The organism is Bartonella sp. B39 (assembly GCF_053795145.1).
On sequence record NZ_CP200036.1, the window covers coordinates 1,037,622 to 1,056,563 of the forward strand.

Below are 18,942 nucleotides of genomic sequence, written 5' to 3' on the forward strand. Positions count from 1 at the left end.
TAAACGCATGGATCAATTACCAATCATCGTTGGAGGAGGTATTGCTGGTTTAAGCACTGCTTTAGCACTCGCCCATAAAGGAATTGCAAGTATACTTATAGAAAAACGTGAACAGCTCGATGCCGTGGGTGCTGGTATTCAGCTTACCCCAAATGCAACCTACATCTTAGCTCATTGGGGCATTCTTAACAAGCTTATTGAAGTGGGAACAATACCACATTTTTTTGAGTTACGAGATGGGGTTTCTTTAAAAACGCGACTGCACATTGATCTTATCAATTTATCGGAAAAAAATTGGAAATTTCCTTATATTACGATTCATCGCGCCGCCTTACAAAAAGTTTTATACAATGCTGTTATGGAAAATCCTTTTATCAAATATAAAAAAGGTGAAACTGTTATATCATTTACTCAAACGGTATCTAGAAACATTCATATAAAAACAACAAAAACAGATGCATCAAAAACGCAAGAACACCAGCCTTATTCAACGTCGATTCTTATCGGATGCGATGGAGTTTGGTCAACATTAAGGCATTTGGCTCCTTTTCATGAAAGGGCAGATTTTAGTGGTTTTATTGCTTGGCGTGCTACAGCAGAATTTGAAAATCTTCCCAAAGGCTTTCGTTCTTTATTGCAAAATATGAAGACAATTACTGCCTGGATGGGACCAAAAAATCATCTTGTTGTCTATCCCATTCAATCATCAGCAAAAGTTTTTAATTTTGTAGCCATTACTCGTGGAGAAAATTCAGAAGAAGGATGGGAACATAAAGGAGATAAAGAAAATTTGAAATATCTTTTTAAAGATTGGGATCTACAAATTTTGCAAATCTTTGACCATATTAATGAATGGAGCTATTGGCCACTCTTTCAAATGAAACAGGATCGCTTTTTAGGCTTAGAAGGACAAGCGTTTGTTGGTGATTGTGCACATGCAGCCCTCCCCTTTGCAGCCCAAGGTGCTGCTATGGCAATAGAAGATGCCGCCACATTAGCTGAAGCGCTCTCTCTCAAAGATCTTCCTTTAAAGAAAGCTCTTTCGCTTTACGAAAAAATACGCACGCCCCGAATTATAGCAGTAAAAAAACGTGGAGATTTTAATAGAATAGCCTATCATGCAACTGGTCCTATAGCAATTGCACGCAATTTTATCATGAAAATACGCACACCAGAGAGTATCATGTCTAGTCTTAATTGGCTTTATATGTATGATGCTATAAACATAATAAGAGTGGAACAAGGTAATGTGTAGTAAAAACTCATAGATTTCACCTCTCCAGATTATTTTGAATATTCATGAATAGAATAAAGCAAGATCTACAACTCATTCAAAATGAATTATTTAAGCCACCAATAAAAAATACCATGTAAAACAATAAGTTACTGCACAATTCTTGATTTAAACCAATTCCACATCGACAACACCCTGTATCGATTTCATAGCACTTGCCACACGTGGATTAACCCTGTATCTCTTCGGAAGCGTAATTTCGACTTCCCGTAATCCATCCTCTTGAATAAGAATAAGCCCTACCTCTCCACTCCCATGAGGATTCAAATTCTGCTCAATCTGAGGAAGCACATCAACTGTTTTTATAAAGAGGCGCATCATTTTATGATGCTGTAACGAATCATTTTCCAAAGATTGAACTGTCTCAAGTCGCAAACTAATGCCCTCGGAGCGATTTTCTGCACTCACTGTAATGATAAAAGACTTCCCAGGCTCTAGTATCTCCTCATAATTCGAAAGCCCTTCTGAAAAGAGAACTGTTTCATACTGTCCGCTCGTATCAGAAAAATGAATAATCCCCATTTTTTTGCCGGATTTTGTTTTGCGTACTTGTTTTGCCACGACAGTTCCAGCAAGCCTAGCAGCAACTGCTCCTCCTCTGACGGCATTGGCAAAATGAGCCCAGGTTTGTACGCGTTTTTTAGCAAGAATAGCTTGATATTCATCCAGAGGATGCGCAGAAAAGTAAAAACCTATTGCTTGAAATTCTCGATAAAGTTTTTCATCCGGCAACCAAGGAGTCGTTTGCGTTAAAATTAAAGGCTCTTTTAATCCACCTGTCATCTCAAATATATCAGTCTGTCCGCTAGAATTGTTATCAAGAATACGAAGTGCACGCGCTTGAAGAGTTCCAAGACTTGCCAATAAAATCTCACGTGCAATATGAAAGCAATCCAGGGCACCAGCACAAACCAAACTTTCCATGGCACGCTTATTAACAATACGGGGATCAATACGCTCACAAAAATCTTCTAAATCCTTAAAAGGTTTATTTCCACGGCAAGCAACAATATGATCAACGACCGCTTCCCCTACACCTTTAATGGCAGCAAGAGAATAATAAATACAGTTATCACCAACCTCAAAAATACGGTGTGATGTTTGCACCGAAGGTGCAATAACCTTAATACCCAATCTTAAGGCTTCACGCCGAAAATCATTTAATTTATCTGTATTCGTCATATCATACGCCATGGAAGCGGCTAAAAACTCAACTGGATGATGTGCTTTCATATAAGCTGTTTGGTAAGAAACAATCGCGTAAGCAGCGGCATGCGACTTATTAAAACCATAATCTGCAAATTTTGCCAAAAGATCAAAAATAATATTAGCCTGATCCTTATCAACACCGCCAGCAACGGCTCCATTCACAAAGCGTGTACGCTGTTTTTGCATTTCTTTGTGAATCTTTTTACCCATAGCGCGACGTAACAAATCCGCTTCCCCAAGCGAATAACCAGCCAGCTCTTGCGCAATTTGCATTACCTGTTCTTGATAAACAATAACACCTTGTGTTTCTTTAACCAGATGATCTATTTTAGGATGAATAGAAGCAATTTCCTCTTCCCCGTGTTTGCGTGCGTTATACGTTGGGATATTCTCCATTGGACCAGGACGATAAAGCGCAACAAGAGCAATAATATCTTCAATACGATCTGGCTTCATCCCAATCAGTGCTTTACGCATACCAGAACTTTCAACTTGAAACACGCCAATCGTTTCACCACGTGCCATCATAGCATAGGTTACTTCATCATCCAGAGGAATATTTGACAAATCTATCTTGATCCCCTTCCGTGCAACAAAATCTGCTGCCATTTTCAAAATAGTAAGCGTTTTTAATCCAAGAAAATCAAATTTTACCAACCCAGCCTGTTCAGCACACTTCATGTTAAATTGCGTTACTGGCATATCAGAACGCGGATCACGATACATTGGAACAAGCTCTGAAAGCGGACGATCACCGATAACAATCCCGGCTGCATGGGTCGATGCATGACGATAAAGCCCCTCCAGCTGAAGCGCTATATCTAATGTGCGCCCAACGATGGGATCCTTTTTCTTTTCCTCCTCAAATTTAGGCTCATCCTTAATAGCATCAGCTAATTCAACCTGACTTCCAGGCGTAGCAGGAACTAACTTCGTAAGATAGTCCACCTGACGATAAGGCACTTCTAAAACACGCCCAACATCACGCAACACTGCACGTGCTTGTAACTTACCAAACGTAATAATTTGGGCAACTTGATCACGTCCATATTTTTTTTGAACATAATGAATAACTTCTTCGCGCCGCTCTTGACAAAAGTCGATATCAAAATCCGGCATAGAAACACGATCTGGATTAAGAAAACGTTCAAAAAGGAGAGAAAAACGTAATGGATCAATATCGGTAATAGTCAACGCATAAGCAACAAGTGAACCAGCACCAGAACCACGCCCTGGACCAACAGGAATATCATGGGACTTCGCCCATTTTATGAAATCTGAAACGATGAGAAAATAACCAGAAAACTGCATGCGTGTAATAACGGAAATTTCATAACTAAGCCGCTGCTCATAATCTGCAATTGTATATCCTTCAGCCAATCCGATTGTCTCAAGTCGCACTTTTAAACCAGCTTTAGCTTGATTTAATAATTCCCTATCCTCTACTTCTAAAGTACAGTTTGAATTAATAGAATGCTCTACAAAACGAGGCAAAATTGGTTTTCGAATTGGTGTAGCAGTATGACAACGCAATGCAATTTCAACACTATTTTCGAGAACTTCTGGAAGATCAGAAAACAGTGCAACCATTTCATCTTGTGACTTCAAATAATGATCCGGCGTCACACGTTTACGATCTGGATTAGAGACAATTTGTCCTTCTGCCACCGCCATCAGCGCATCATGTGCTTCATATCCTTCCCTATTAAGAAAAAAAGCCTCATTGGTTGCAACAAGAGGAATTTCATGTGCATACGCCAATTCAATAAGTGCAGCTTCTACTTGTCGATCGTAAAAGCCATGCCGCTGTAATTCCACATAAAGACGATCACCAAAAATTTTTTTTAAATAAGTTAAACGTTCAACGGCACATTCTTTCCTACCTTCTGCCAAAGAGAAATTAATAGGCCCTCCCTTGCCACCAGTTAAAGCAATTATTCCTTCACTGTGCGACAATAGCCAACTGACTTTGACATGAGGAGGATCAGTATCGCGTTTATCAAGATAAGCACGACTAACAAGACGAACCAAATGAGCATAACCGATCTCGCTAGCAGCTAACAAAACAAGAGAGCAGAAATCAGAAGGATAGCGCCATTTAGCAAAACGCAGATTATCATTTTTATCACAAAAATCAACTGTGAGTTGACAGCCAATAATAGGTTGGATCCCATGCGAAAAACAATGTTGCGAAAACTCCAAGGCACCAAATAAATTATTCGTATCCGTGATAGCAACCGCTGGTGTATGATCTGAAATCGCATGCTGAATAATTTGTGGAATTTTTAAAGCCCCTTCAAGCAATGAGTAAGCAGAGTGCACCCTCAAATGAATAAAGTTGGGAAGAGATTTTTTTTTACCTCGTATTTTACTTTTATCTTCTGCCACTCTTAAATTTTCCACTACAAAATAAATGCCAAAGCGCAACCTTTATCTATCTTGTTAATAGGGAACACCCTAACTTATCACCTCCTTAAATCTACAAGCGCACCCCCTCGCCTATTAGCAAGACATTTCATTTTTATTTATATTTACAGGAGACTTCCATCAAGAAAATACCTCTATTCACAGCAAATAAACACACAAAAATAAAAAGGAGAAAATCGTATAGAATATTACTAATATTGAGACTCTTTCTTGCACCATTTTCATTTTATGCATTCTCCAAAATGTTTATTTTTCTGTTTAAAAATAAAAGTGTAAATAAAGCCACTTTCTCTTATGTAACTTATCCCCAAAAAAGCTCTTTTAAAGCACTAGAAAAAATAAAAAGAGCAAGCTAAATTTCCGTATGCTTCCAAGCCTTATTACCCCTCTTTTTAGTTCTATCCGCACCCTTTTTGGGGTTACACCTAAAGCATATAGTTTACTGGCTAAAGTCTTAAACATTAATCCTACACAACGCGAACCTACACTCATTGATCTGCTGAAATTAATGCCCCATTCCGTTATAGACCGTAGAATACGTCATAGCATTGCTTACGCACAAGAAGGGGTCATCACTACTCTCGAAATTGTTATCGATCAACATCAGCAACCCCCAGTTGGCCATAATCGATTACCCTATCGGGTCATTGCATATGATTTAACAGGAAAAATAAATTTAGTCTTTTTTCATGCCCAACGTTCTTGGCTAAAAAAACAACTCCCAGAAGGAAAAAAAGTCATTGTATCAGGTAAAGTTGAACGTTTCAATGGACAACTTTCAATGGTACATCCTGATTACATAGTACCAAGTGAGCAATCAAATCAGTTTCCCTTCATTGAACCTATTTACCCCTCTACCGCCGGATTATCCGCAAAAACAATAAGGCGGGCAATACAAAATGCTCTAGATTATATTCCTCTCTTACCAGAATGGATGGAAGAAAGCGTCAAAAAGCAGCAAAACTTTTCTTCTTTTCCTATTGCTTTGCGCCGCATCCACATGCCCATCGATCCCGATGATTTAAGCTTAGAAAGTACAGCGCGCAAACGTCTTGCCTATGATGAATTGCTCGCTTGTCAATTGGCTCTTGGTCTCGTGCGTTTGAAAACCAAATCTCTCTCCGGAACTTCTCGTCCCCCGACAGGAACTTACACTCAAAAATTGCTGAAAGCTCTTCCCTTCCAGCTAACAGATGGACAAATAAAAGCGATAAAAGATATTGAAAAAGATTTGGCATCACCCGAACCCATGTTAAGGCTTCTCCAAGGTGATGTAGGAGCAGGAAAAACCGTTGTTGCACTAATGGCAAGTGCACAGATTGCTGAAAATTCTGGACAGTCAGCTTTAATGGCACCAACAGAAGTTCTGGCTCGACAACATTTTGCTACAATTGCACCTCTTGCTGAAAAGATCGGACTACGAACAGTTCTTTTAACGGGACGAGAAAAAGGAAAAGTGCGCACAAATATTCTGAAGGACATTTTATCAGGGAAAGCCTCCATTATCATTGGTACACACGCTCTCATACAACAAAGCGTTATATACAATAATCTTGCATTAGCTATTATTGATGAGCAGCATCGTTTTGGAGTACATCAACGTCTTGCCCTCACAGCAAAAGGCCATAAACCAGACATGCTGGTAATGACTGCCACCCCGATTCCACGCACATTAGTCTTGACAGTTTTTGGTGATATGGATGTCTCCAAAATTACCGAAAAACCAATAGGACGACAACCAATTACTACAGCAACAATTCCTTTAAAACGTATCAATAAACTTATAGAACGAATTGCATCTGCGTTAAAAAAAGGAGAAAAACTTTATTGGATTTGTCCTTTAGTGGAAGAATCAACAACTCTTGAACTTACTTCAATTGAGAGCCGCTTTGCTATTCTCCATCAACGGTTTGGCTCCTGTGTTGGCATGATCCATGGGAAAATGTCTACAGAGGAAAAAGAGGCTGCAATGGCATCTTTTAAATGTGGAGATATCTGTATTTTAGTTGCAACCACGGTTATTGAAGTGGGAGTTGATATTCCTGACGCTTCAATCATTGTTATAGAACACGCAGAACATTTTGGTCTCTCACAATTGCACCAATTGCGTGGACGTGTTGGACGAGGAGAAAAAAAGTCCTCCTGTATTTTACTATACAAAGATCCACTAACAAAAATGGCCGCAGAACGTCTTAATATTATACGCAATACAGAAGATGGCTTTGAAATTGCCGAAGAAGACTGGCGTTTACGAGGAGAAGGAGAACTTTTAGGAACACGGCAATCAGGTATGCCTGAATTCCACATAGCAAACCTTGCGGTACATAGTGATCTTTTATCAATAGCAAGAAGAGATGCACGTTTATTTTTGCAACGTGACCCTAATCTCTCTTCAGAAAAAGGACAAACTTTACGTTTGCTTCTTTATCTTTTCGGACGGGACGATGCCACACGTTTATTACGAGCAGGATAGCAATAAAAAAGCAATCAAATAAAAAATTAAAAAGCTTTACATATATATTGCAAAATTCTTTTATAAATTCTCACCTCTCATCATTTTTCAAAAAATCCTTAGAAAAATTTTACTCAACAGTGACTGATTTTGCCAAATTACGAGGCTGATCAACATCGGTTCCCAATAAAACAGCTGTATGGTACGCAATTAACTGAATGGGTAAAGCATAAATAAGAGGTGCAGTAAACTCTGGAACATCTGGCAAAATAATGGTCGATAACATATCAAGATGAACTGCTTCTGCTCCCCTTTTGTCTGTTATTAAAATAATGCGACCATTGCGCGCTGCCACTTCTTGCATATTAGAAAAAGTCTTTTCAAACCACCGATCATAAGGTGCAACAACAATAATTGGGAGTGTCTCATCAACCAGCGCAATTGGTCCATGTTTTAACTCACCCGCGGCATAACCTTCAGCATGAATATAAGAAAGCTCCTTTAATTTTAGTGCTCCTTCCAAAGCAATTGGATAAGAAGTACCACGCCCAAGATAAAGAACACTTTTTACATTTATTAAATTACGACAAATCTGTTTAATCTTATCATCTAGCTTTAAAACCTTATTTAAAATTCGTGGCACCTCTGCTAATTGTTGAACAAACTGATGTTCTTCTTTCTTCGAGAGAGATCCACGTTGCTTAGCAGCACTAAGCGCCATTGCGGCAAGTGTTGCCAACTGACAAGTAAAAGCTTTTGTTGAAGCAACACCAATTTCCGGTCCTGCTAATGTTTGTAGAATAAAATCAGCTTCTCTTGCCATTGTCGATTGCTCAACATTCACAATTGTCGCTGTTTTCACACCACGATCGCGACAATAACGCAAAGAAGCAAGTGTATCAGCCGTTTCACCAGATTGAGAAACGAACACCGGTAATATATCAGGTGTTAAAGGTGGCTCACGATAACGAAATTCCGAAGCAACATCATTATCAACACTTAAACCAGCAAAATTCTCAAACCAATAGCGTGCAACCAAAGTCGAATAATAGGCTGTCCCACAGCTTGCAAAGAGTAATCGATTAATATTTTTCCAATCAATTAAATTCTCAAATGAGCGAACCGTATAATTTCTAAGATTAAGATAACGTGCCAAATTATGAGAAATCACTTCAGGTTGTTCGAACATTTCCTTGTGCATAAAATGACGATGATTACCCTTAGAAACCAATAAGGATTCCTCAAACAATGTTGTAATAGGACGTTCTACCGGTTGACTGTCTACATTATAAATTGTTGCTCCCTCACGTGTGAGAACAGCCAAATCACCATCTTCCATATAGCTAATACGATTCACGAACGGTGCCAAAGCAATTGCGTCCGATCCGACGAAAAATTCATCTTTTCCATAGCCAATTGCTAGCGGCGGACCAGAGCGAGCAGCAATCATAAGATTATCTTCACCTTTAAAAATAACAGCAATGGCAAAAGCACCTCGCAACTTTTTCCAACTTGTGCACATAGCCTCTCGCGGAGAAAGCCCACTTTCTAAAGCACGCGTAATTAGATGAGCAATAACCTCCGTATCTGTTTCTGTTTCAAAGATATAGCCATCCTCAATGAGTTCCTTTTGCAATTCTACAAAATTTTCGATAATGCCATTATGAACAATCGCGAGTCGTTCAGTTAAATGAGGATGAGCATTCCGCTCTACAGCAACTCCATGTGTAGCCCAGCGCGTATGACCAATTCCTAGATTACCTTTCAAAGGTGTTATCTTTAACTTTTCTTCTAAATGAATGAGCTTACCTTCAGCTCGAATACGATGAAGCCGCCCCTTATAAATCGTTGCTACACCAGATGAATCATATCCCCTGTACTCGAGACGCTTCAAACCATCAATCAAAGAGGACGCAACAGGTCTATTTCCAAGAATTCCGATAATTCCGCACATTAAAAAGCTCCAATTCACATCCAAGATTTATAATAATCCGATAAAACAATGCAACGGACCGATTAAAGACTCTAGAAGATCATATACACCCAATATGGTATGGAAATACCTAAGAATAAGTCTTTGCACAATGGCCAGATATTTATAAAGCCAAGAGTTAAAGTGAAAAATCACTTTTTCTGTTTATTCATCGACAAACGTGCACGCAATTTTGCGGCACAATCTTCTTTTATCACCTGTCGTGCTCGCCCAAAAGCTATACTATTCATAGGCACATTTTCGGTGATAACACTTCCTGAAGCAATATAAGAACCTTTTCCAATAATGAGTGGAGCAATAAGTGCTGAATTTGAACCAATAAAGGCATTATCACCAATCTCAGTTTTATATTTGTGAAATCCATCATAATTGCAAGTAATAGTACCAGCTCCAATATTGCTATATGCACCGATTTCTGCATCGCCAATATAACTTAAATGATTAATCTTAGTAGATTCTCCCACTTTTGCTTGTTTAATTTCGCAAAAATTTCCAACCTTCACAGACCGTGCTAACTCTGTTCCTGGACGCAAACGTGCATAAGGACCAATTCGCACATCCAAACCAACCACAGTACCTTCTAGATAACTAAATGCGTGGATAACTGTACCAGAGTGTACTTTTACCCCCAACCCAAAATAAACATTTGGCTCAATGACAACATCTGGTTCAATTTCTGTATCATAAGAAAAATAAACAGTTTCTGGTTTAAGAATTGTAACACCAGACAACATTAAATCGCGTGCTTTGCGCCTTTGCCACAAAGCATCAGCTTCAGAAAGCTCCAAACAGTTATTAATCCCTATAATATTATCAAAAGGCACTTCAACAACTCGAACATCTAATCCTTCACGTGATGCAATAGAAACAATATCTGTTAGGTAATATTCTTGCTTCAAATTATTATTATCGATCTTCTCTAAAAGAGAAAACGCATGTTTTCCATTAATGGCCATTATTCCACCATTACAAAAAGAAATCTCTTTTTCTTCATCAGTTGCGTCTTTTTCTTCTACAATCGCGACAAGTTTGCCATTCCTCTCTACTAGAAGGCGTCCATAACCTGTTGGATCTAAAGCATGAAAACCAGCGACAACAATATCTGCTCCTTCAGCAAGCTGCGCACGAACTTTTAACAATGAATCTTGCTCAATCAAAGGAGTATCACCAAAAACAATGAGAACATCATCCACCCCTTTTTGCAAAGCTAGATGAGCACAAAGAGCAGCATGAGCGGTTCCTAAACGTTCTTTTTGTTCAAAAATCATCGCATTTTTTACAAATGATTGAACAATTTCAGTGACATCTTTAGCACCAAATCCCACAACGACTGCTAATTGTGAACCACCTGCCAATTCTATTTGTTTTATGACATGGCATACAAGGGGCAATCCAGCAATTTTATGAAGCACTTTGGGAAGAGACGACTGCATACGCGTCCCCTCACCTGCTGCAAGGACAATAGAAAGACAATTTCTAACCATGAAAACACATAAGACTAACGAGAAAATCCAAAAAAACTTACAATATCATGCCAACGAATAGCTTCAACATCACTTAATAAAGGAAAATTTTCTAAAAGCCAAAATGAAAAATCCTGCATAGAGCCTGTTAAAAATAAAATACCTGTCACAACCAAAAAAATACCAACAACTTTTTCAACTTTTCCTAAATGAACACGAAAAGCTCCCAAAAATCTCATAAAGCTGCTCGAAAATAAAGCTGCTAACACAAAGGGCACCCCAAGACCCAACGCATAAACCCCTAAAAGAACAGCTCCCTCACTCACAGTTTCTTTTGTTCCAGCAAGTGTTATAACAGGTCCTAAAATTGGACCAATACATGGTGTCCAACCAAATGCAAAAGCTAAGCCAATAATGTACGCCCCTAAAGGCCCAGTGGGTGTTTTGTGCGTTTGAAAACGCGCCTCACGAAATAAAAAAGCAATTTTGAAAAGACCTAAAAAATTTAAACCAAAGATAATAATGACAATTCCAGCAGCAAGCGCAAACCAATCACGATAATAACCAATGAATTTACCAATTGTGCTTGCACTGGCACCTAATGCAACAAAAACGGTTGTAAAACCAAGCACAAAAGCAAGAACAGAAGATAAAAGTGCCCACCGTATAAATACTTCTCCCTCACGCTTTTGGGAACGAAAATCATCAATACCAATACCTGCCATATAACATAAGTAAGGAGGAACTAAAGGTAAAACACACGGTGATAAAAAAGACAGTGCACCAGCAAAAAATACACCAATTGTTGAAATTTCTACAATCAAAACGCTCTATCCACTTTCAATGATGATTTATACCGCTTAATAATCATCAATCCATTTCTTCATCAATTTGTTGCATATTTTGTGCATCTGCCACTACACTTAAATCTTTATCATGACCAGAAACAACTGAAAAAACTTTTTGATAAATTTTATCTTTATTTTTAGCAATGGCAATATACTCGCCCTCAGCCAACACAAGTGAAACATAAGCACCAACTGTTTCATAAATGATATCGCCAGAATCATTGGTAATAGACCAACTTGTATCTGCAAGTGCTTCTCCTCCTTCTTGTCGTACCAACTTTAATACAATTTGAGCTGCCTGATGTTCAAGAGTTACCTCCGTAATTTTACCGGCATCTACTTGGATATCGGAACGAACAATCGCGTTAATGGAACCATAATGGGAAGCTACATGATAGTGTCCAGCTTTCAAACGCACAATTGATTGAGGTTTAACATTTGACAAAATCACACCCGTTTCATCATTTTCTTTTTCATCTTCATAGATAGTGAAACGCAATTCCTTTTCATTGGCTTCACCGTTTAGCAGTACAGCATTTAAAATAACACCACCAGCATCAAGATTAAATTTTTTAACAAGACTCTGCCCACTTTCTAAACTTATACGGTGCATCGCACTCACATGACCAAATGAGACATGAACAAGGTAATTTCCTGGTTCTAAATCAAAACGTGCGCTTCCTCCTTCATAAGTTGCAATCAATGGTAATTTATTGTCAATCCCTAAGATAGGTGCATAAATACGCCATACGAGCCCTTTCATAATATTTTCATTGCTGTTTGTTAACTGAGCATGCAAGATGAGTTGGGACTGAGAAACTAAATTTTCTTTTTCAGAATCTTGAGATTTTAAAATAAAATTTGTTGATTGTTTTTGTTGATCATCTTGCTCTTTCCTTTCTTCAGAAAAGACGCAATTATTCCAGATCAATAAGATATGCGCCACAAACAACCACAACCATCGGCGCAATGTTTTTATAAGAACACCCATTCTTATATTGTTGACCAAAGTGATAATTTTTTCAAGAAACAATATCACGAAGCCACCACACTAAATTGAAAAACTCACACCGCAGCCACATGATGAGATGGCGTTGGGATTATGAATTTGAAAAGACTGCCCCATAAGATCATCAACAAAATCAATTTCAGCCCCTTCCAGGAAGGGAAGTGATACTGAATCAATAAAGACAACTGCTCCATCTTTTTTCAAAACGAGATCATCTTCACTCGTTTCAGAAACCAAATTATATTTATAAGAAAAACCTGAACATCCGCCGCCTTCAACAGAAATACGTAATCCTATTTTATCGGGTTCATTCAAAAGTATCTGTGCAATTCGCTTGGCAGCAACATCTGAAATATTCACACCCATTTTATGTATCCTTGCGTTAAACTATCAAGAAAGAGTATCCCCTGTTAAAGAGAAATTTATTAAATATAAACCTCTCTCAATTTAGGATGAGAATGGACAACTTGCAATGGACATAAACAATTTCAATTACCAGTCTCGAATGATCTATAGTGCAAACCCGAAAACAAGCCGCGGTAGATTATTCCATGAAACAATGAGTACTATACGATCACCTTTTCAACGAGATAGAGATCGTATTATTCATTCTAATGCATTTCGACGTCTTAAACATAAAACTCAAGTCTTCATTGCTGATGAAAGTGATCATTATCGTACGCGACTGACACATTCAATAGAAGTTTCTCAAATTGCACGAACATTAGCCCGTGCGCTGTGTCTTGATGAAGATCTTGCCGAAGCTATTGCCCTCGTTCATGACTTTGGGCATACGCCTTTCGGCCACGCAGGAGAAGATGCCCTAAATGAAGCAATGGTACATTATGGTGGTTTTGATCATAATGCACAAGCATTACGCATTGTCACAAAACTGGAACAGCGCTATGCAAATTTTGATGGACTTAACCTTACTTGGGAAACGCTCGAAGGACTTGTGAAACATAACGGCCCCCTTTTAGGCCCTTATGCGAAGAGAAAAAACGTCCCTATCTATATTCTACAATACAACGCAACGCAAGATCTTGAGCTTGATTGCTTTGCTAGTTTAGAAGCACAATGCGCTGCTATTGCTGATGATATCGCTTATAATGCACATGATATTGATGATGGTTTACGTTCCAAATTTTTAACAATTGATCAATTTGAACACGTCTCGCTAACCGCAGAATTACTAAAAGATATAGCAGCAGAATATCCACAGCTTGATCACACTCGGCGCGGTTTCGAACTGGTGCGAAAACAGATAACAACCATGGTTGAAGATGTTATTAAACAATCACAAAAAAATTTAGCATACATCAAACCAAAAAGCATAAACGAAGTTCATCAGGCAAAACAAACCATTGTTGCTTTTTCTCCTGCGATGACGATTTACGAACAAGAACTAAAGGATTTTCTATTTAAAAATCTTTATTACCATGATCAAGTCCTCAGTCGCCGTAATGCAGCAAAATCTATTGTACAAAAATTATTCGACTGTTATTATCAGAACCCAGATGTCATGCCTGAAAGTTGGCACAGCAAAACAGCTCACTTAACAGATCAAGAGTTAGCATGTCTTATTGCTGACTTTCTGTCAGGTATGACCGATCACTATGCTCTACGCGAATATCACCGTTTATTTGACCGGCCAGATAATTTTGTTTAATTGCTTTTGAATATATGATGGAAGTTGAATATGAATGTCTTTAAAAACTTCGAGAATAAAATTAAAAAATTACTCGAATTATCTGGTATAAAAGGAAAAAATGGAGAAAACTTAGATTTATCAAAAATCACTGTTGATCCCCCACGTGATTCTTCACATGGCCATTTATCAACCAATGCTGCTATGGTGCTCGCAAAATCTATCGGGCTTAATCCACGTGTACTTGCAGAAAAAATCATAGAACTTCTCCAAAATGATCCTTCTATCGACTGTATTAATGTTGCGGGTCCTGGATTTATCAACATCAAACTTACAAAACCATTTTGGCAAGATGCAATAAAATTCATGCTTGAATTAGGCGTCTCTTATGGCCGTATTCCAATGGGACAAGGAAAACGCATCAATGTTGAGTATGTATCAGCAAATCCAACAGGGCCAATGCATGTGGGGCATTGCCGTGGGGCTGTCGTTGGAGATGTTCTCTCTAATTTGTTGCAATTTGTTGGTTACGACATTACGAAAGAATATTACATCAATGACGCAGGTAAACAAATTGAAGTGCTTGCTCATTCCGTACTGTTACGCTACCGTGAAGCTCTTGGACAAAAAGTTAATGAAATTCCAGAAGGGCTATACCCTGGTGAATATCTCATACCATTGGGTCAATCGCTTGCTCAAGAATTTGATGACCAATTACTCATTATGGATAAAGATGAAGCTTTATCTATCGTGAAAGAGCGTGCAATTCATGCAATGATGTCAATGATTCGTGAAGATTTAGCTGCTCTTAATATTTATCATGATATCTTTTTCTCTGAGCGAATGCTTTACGCAAATAATGCGCATGCTATTCGTAATACGATTAATGATCTCACTTTGAATGGTTATATCTATAAAGGAAAGCTCCCACCACCAAAAGGGCAAAATTTAGAAGACTGGGAACCAAGCGAACAAACTTTATTCCGCTCAACAGATGTTGGAGATGATCAGGACCGTGTTTTAGTTAAATCTGATGGTTCTTATACTTATTTTGCAGCGGATGTTGCTTATTTTCATGATAAATTTAATCGCCATTTTGATGAAATGATTTATATTCTAGGTGCTGATCACGCTGGTTATGTAAAACGATTAGAAGCGATGGCAAAAGCAATTTCTGGAGATAAAGCCAAATTAAGTGTTTTCTTATGTCAACTGATAAGACTCTCCCGCAATAGTCAACCTGTACGCATGTCGAAAAGAGCAGGATCGTTTGTTACTCTACGCGATGTTGTAGAAGAAGTCGGTCGTGATTCAGTGCGTTTTATGATGCTATACCGTAAATGTGAAGCACCTCTTGATTTTGACTTTGCTAAAGTAACAGAACAATCAAAAGATAACCCTATCTTTTACGTACAATATGCAAATGCACGTTGTCACTCCGTTCTTCGTCAAGCGCAAGAGATCTTTCATATTAAAAATCTTTCAAACGATACGATAATTGCGCACCTTAATCGATTAACCGACGATAATGAAATATTCTTAATACGCAAACTTTCTGAATATCCCCGTATCATCGAACAAGCCGTAATCCATAAAGAACCACATCGATTGGCGTTTTATCTCTATGACCTTGCTTCCAGCTTTCATGCCCATTGGAATAAAGGGAGCGATAATTTTAATTTACGTTTCATTCAGCCTGATGATAAGGAACTATCACTCGCTAGATTGGGATTGATACAAGCTGTGATAAACATTTTATCATCAGGGCTTACAATTGTGGGAGTCGAAGCACCAACAGAAATGCGTTGAAAAAGTTCTATAAATACATAAAATAGATGCTTCATTGATAAACTTTTTCATATATCCTTGTCGTAGGAGGGGGAGAATTTGTAATTTTAAAATATAACAAATCAAAATTAACCATTTATTGCATGCAAATGCAGATCATCATGTGAGAAAAGCTATGAGCGATAACGATCGCAAAAGTCCGCGCGAAATAAAACAAGATCATGAACATCATGATCCTTTAGACAGACTTACACAAATTTTTAATCCAAACAAACAAAGCGGAAATCAAAACGATCAACCTTCTTTGCAGACTGATCAATCAATATCTCATACTCCTAAAACTTCATTTTACGATGATAATTTTGATTTATCCTTTCTAGAAGCAGAGCTTGAAAATAATTTAAAAAATGACTTATCTTTTGATGATCAAAAAGAGCAATGGAGCTTGCATACAACCGGCAATGAATCAACCTCAGATGCTTTACCAACAGCTTTCTTCAACCGTTCAGAACAAAATAGTTTTTTGCCTGAAGAGAAACACTCTTCAGCTGTTAGTCATGATGAAGAAAAAATTTTGGACGCGCTTTCTCCATTACCTATCCAAAAGAATCAATTACCTAAAAAGGGAACTGCACCAATGCATACTGATCCTTTTTTTGAAAAGAGTGATCTTAATGAAGGATCAAAAAATTTCTTTTTTGATGAAGCGGATAAATACGATAATCCTATAGAGACTACTACAGAATCTATTGAACAAGCCCGCCAATTTTCACAAACAACCTTGCAACAAAAAAACGCTCCAAATGTGCAACAAAATCATGACAGCAATCAAAGCTTCTACGACACCCCTGTGAATCATCCATATAAAGTTTCAGCTAATCAAGAAAATCGGACTACAGAATATTACTCTGATCTCTCCCCCTCCTCTCCAGATACAAATGTATTTCCCTCATCTTCTGACCTTATTTTGGAGAGAAGAGGCACTGCAAGAAATAAAACGACAACTGACTTCCCATTACCTTTGGATTCAACACAAATTAACAAACAGTCTGATTTAGAAGGTTTTCCACAAGAACCTCATACCACCGATTATCCCCAGTTTTATGAAGAAGAATTCTCAAAGCAGGAAACTTATGCTAAAAAAACTCCGGAATATCATGGCACTCAAGCCCAGTATGTCATTAATACAGAAAATATCTCTGCCCAAAATAATGAAAAAGAAATACCGTATAACCAAAATAATTTAAATCATATGCACTCCTCATCGCAAACTTTTAATACGGAAAAAAGAGAGAATTTTTTTGCTCATAACAATACGTATCATAGGGAGACTCCCCCTCCAAATGTCGATACTTATAAATTTGCAGAAGAAATTGTAGAAAAAACTGGACCGATTATGGTTCCTGAGGTGCCATATGAGGCCCCAGAATATGATGTACCAACTGATGGTTTAAAAGAAGAATTTGCTGATGTACTCAATGTAGGAAATGTTCCACGAGAGGATTTTTCATGGCAACAACAGCAAAATAATGAAATCTTCAATGAAATTTTTCATCAAACCATAGAAAATCCAAAAGAAGATGTATATAAAAATTCCCAAGATCAAAGTGCCAATTATTTCCCCACTGAAAATATAGAATATCGTTCTTCTACAGAGAACTCATTATACAGAGGTACAGATGAAATCTCCACGCATGGATCGAATACTTCTTCCTTAAAAAATTTTATTGTTGGTAAAACTCTTATCAGAAGTTTTATTCTTCTTATCTTAATAGCAGTTGGTTTTTTTGGTTATTCTCATTTTTTTATGCCATCACAAAAAAATGAAAGTTCTCCTATCATCCACGCTGATGACAGGCCTTTCAAATTCAAGCAAGAAACAGCTGAAACTAAGGATGATGTTGCACATAATTTAGATATTTATAAACAGATAACTGGACAAAATGAAAAACAAGAAAGTACACAACAATTTCTTATTGATAATTCTGAACAACCTGAAGACTTAACGGAATTAAACCAACAAGAATCTACAAGTTTTTTATCCTCTTCTCTTAATCAATCTGATGTTGAAGATGCAGTGACTGAAGCTATCAATCACACTGTTCCAACACGAGAAGTACAAACTGTTATTGTAAATCAAGACGGGACAGTTGTATTGGCACCAATACATCAGACAGAGAAAAAAACAACTGATGAACCAGAAGAAACAATTGATCAAACTGCTGCAGATCAACCTCAAGATTTTACCCCTGCTTCTTCATATGATTCCGATATGAATAACAAAGAAACAGAACATACTTTTACAAGCGATATTGATAAAATAATAGCTGAAAGTACTTCTACTTCTCAGGTTGAAGAAAAAGTTATACCTCTTCCTTTGCATGCGGAAAGGAATTCAGAGCTACAAAGACATGCTGATTCTCGCCCACCATCACCAAGCCGCATAGCTACGCAAAATTCAGAAAGTTATTACGTACAGCTTGCATCCCAGCCCACCCACGCATTGGCGAAAGATTCTTTGAAAAACATAAAATCCAGATTTGGATTCCTTATTGGCGCTCGTCCTTTAAATATTCAATCTGCTCTCATACCCGGAAAAGGAACCTATTACCGTATTCGTATACAAACGCAAAATCGGAATGATGCTATAAGTCTTTGTGAAGACATCAAAAATTCTGGAGGAAACTGCTTCATCACACGCTAAATAAATCACGCTGCAGTTGTTAAAAGCCGTTGCGTGATTTATTTTAATATCAATTAATTGATTTATTGATTAGTTTCAGGAATTAAAATCGTCTTAATTTTTAATTT

11 protein-coding genes are annotated in these 18,942 nt (G+C 37.8%); 5 read left to right on the forward strand and 6 right to left on the reverse strand.

Going from position 1 to position 18,942, the window contains the following annotated elements; all coding sequences use genetic code 11:
- Positions 1-7: 7 nt before the first annotated feature.
- The gene (locus tag V4P57_RS04955) at positions 8-1,255 is read left to right on the forward strand and encodes an FAD-binding protein (protein WP_455465501.1); all 1,248 of its coding nucleotides are present in this window, start codon (positions 8-10) and stop codon (positions 1,253-1,255) included.
- 147 nt (positions 1,256-1,402) lie between these two features.
- On the opposite strand, the gene dnaE is transcribed toward V4P57_RS04955, so the two are convergent.
- Positions 1,403-4,891: a DNA polymerase III subunit alpha gene (gene dnaE / locus V4P57_RS04960; protein WP_455465502.1), complete on the reverse strand. Its 3,489-nt coding sequence runs from the start codon at positions 4,889-4,891 to the stop codon at positions 1,403-1,405.
- Between the two features lie 403 nt (positions 4,892-5,294).
- On the opposite strand from dnaE, the gene recG reads away from it, so the two are divergent.
- The gene (gene recG / locus V4P57_RS04965; RefSeq protein WP_455465503.1) at positions 5,295-7,403 is read left to right on the forward strand and encodes an ATP-dependent DNA helicase RecG; all 2,109 of its coding nucleotides are present in this window, start codon (positions 5,295-5,297) and stop codon (positions 7,401-7,403) included.
- A 109-nt stretch (positions 7,404-7,512) separates the two neighbouring features.
- Here the strand turns inward: recG and glmS are convergent, their stop codons facing one another.
- The 5 genes from glmS to V4P57_RS04990 all read right to left on the reverse strand — a co-directional run bounded on the left by glmS (position 7,513) and on the right by V4P57_RS04990 (position 13,061).
- Complete coding sequence (gene glmS / locus V4P57_RS04970; protein ID WP_455465504.1) at positions 7,513-9,336, reverse strand: glutamine--fructose-6-phosphate transaminase (isomerizing); 1,824 nt, start codon at positions 9,334-9,336, stop codon at positions 7,513-7,515.
- 170 nt (positions 9,337-9,506) lie between these two features.
- Entirely contained in the window at positions 9,507-10,859 is a 1,353-nt protein-coding gene (glmU, locus tag V4P57_RS04975; protein WP_455465505.1) for a bifunctional UDP-N-acetylglucosamine diphosphorylase/glucosamine-1-phosphate N-acetyltransferase GlmU, read from the reverse strand.
- 14 nt (positions 10,860-10,873) lie between these two features.
- Positions 10,874-11,662 carry a cytochrome c biogenesis CcdA family protein gene (locus V4P57_RS04980; RefSeq protein ID WP_455465506.1) on the reverse strand — a complete coding sequence of 263 codons (789 nt, stop codon included), beginning with the start codon at positions 11,660-11,662 and terminating at the stop codon, positions 10,874-10,876.
- Between the two features lie 46 nt (positions 11,663-11,708).
- Positions 11,709-12,677, reverse strand: a complete 969-nt coding sequence (locus tag V4P57_RS04985; protein WP_455466972.1) for a carboxypeptidase regulatory-like domain-containing protein — start codon at positions 12,675-12,677, stop codon at positions 11,709-11,711.
- A gap of 60 nt (positions 12,678-12,737) precedes the next feature.
- Positions 12,738-13,061: a HesB/IscA family protein gene (locus V4P57_RS04990; RefSeq protein ID WP_455465507.1), complete on the reverse strand. Its 324-nt coding sequence runs from the start codon at positions 13,059-13,061 to the stop codon at positions 12,738-12,740.
- Positions 13,062-13,167: 106 nt separating this feature from the next.
- On the opposite strand from V4P57_RS04990, the gene V4P57_RS04995 reads away from it, so the two are divergent.
- From V4P57_RS04995 to V4P57_RS05005, 3 genes are all read left to right on the forward strand, one after another.
- Positions 13,168-14,364 carry a deoxyguanosinetriphosphate triphosphohydrolase gene (locus V4P57_RS04995; RefSeq protein ID WP_455465508.1) on the forward strand — a complete coding sequence of 399 codons (1,197 nt, stop codon included), beginning with the start codon at positions 13,168-13,170 and terminating at the stop codon, positions 14,362-14,364.
- Positions 14,365-14,394: 30 nt separating this feature from the next.
- The gene (gene argS, locus V4P57_RS05000; RefSeq protein WP_455465509.1) at positions 14,395-16,152 is read left to right on the forward strand and encodes an arginine--tRNA ligase; all 1,758 of its coding nucleotides are present in this window, start codon (positions 14,395-14,397) and stop codon (positions 16,150-16,152) included.
- 154 nt (positions 16,153-16,306) lie between these two features.
- Positions 16,307-18,835 (forward strand): SPOR domain-containing protein, encoded by a 2,529-nt coding sequence (locus tag V4P57_RS05005; RefSeq protein ID WP_455465510.1) that lies wholly within the window; start codon positions 16,307-16,309, stop codon positions 18,833-18,835.
- The last annotated feature ends 107 nt before the right edge of the window (positions 18,836-18,942 follow it).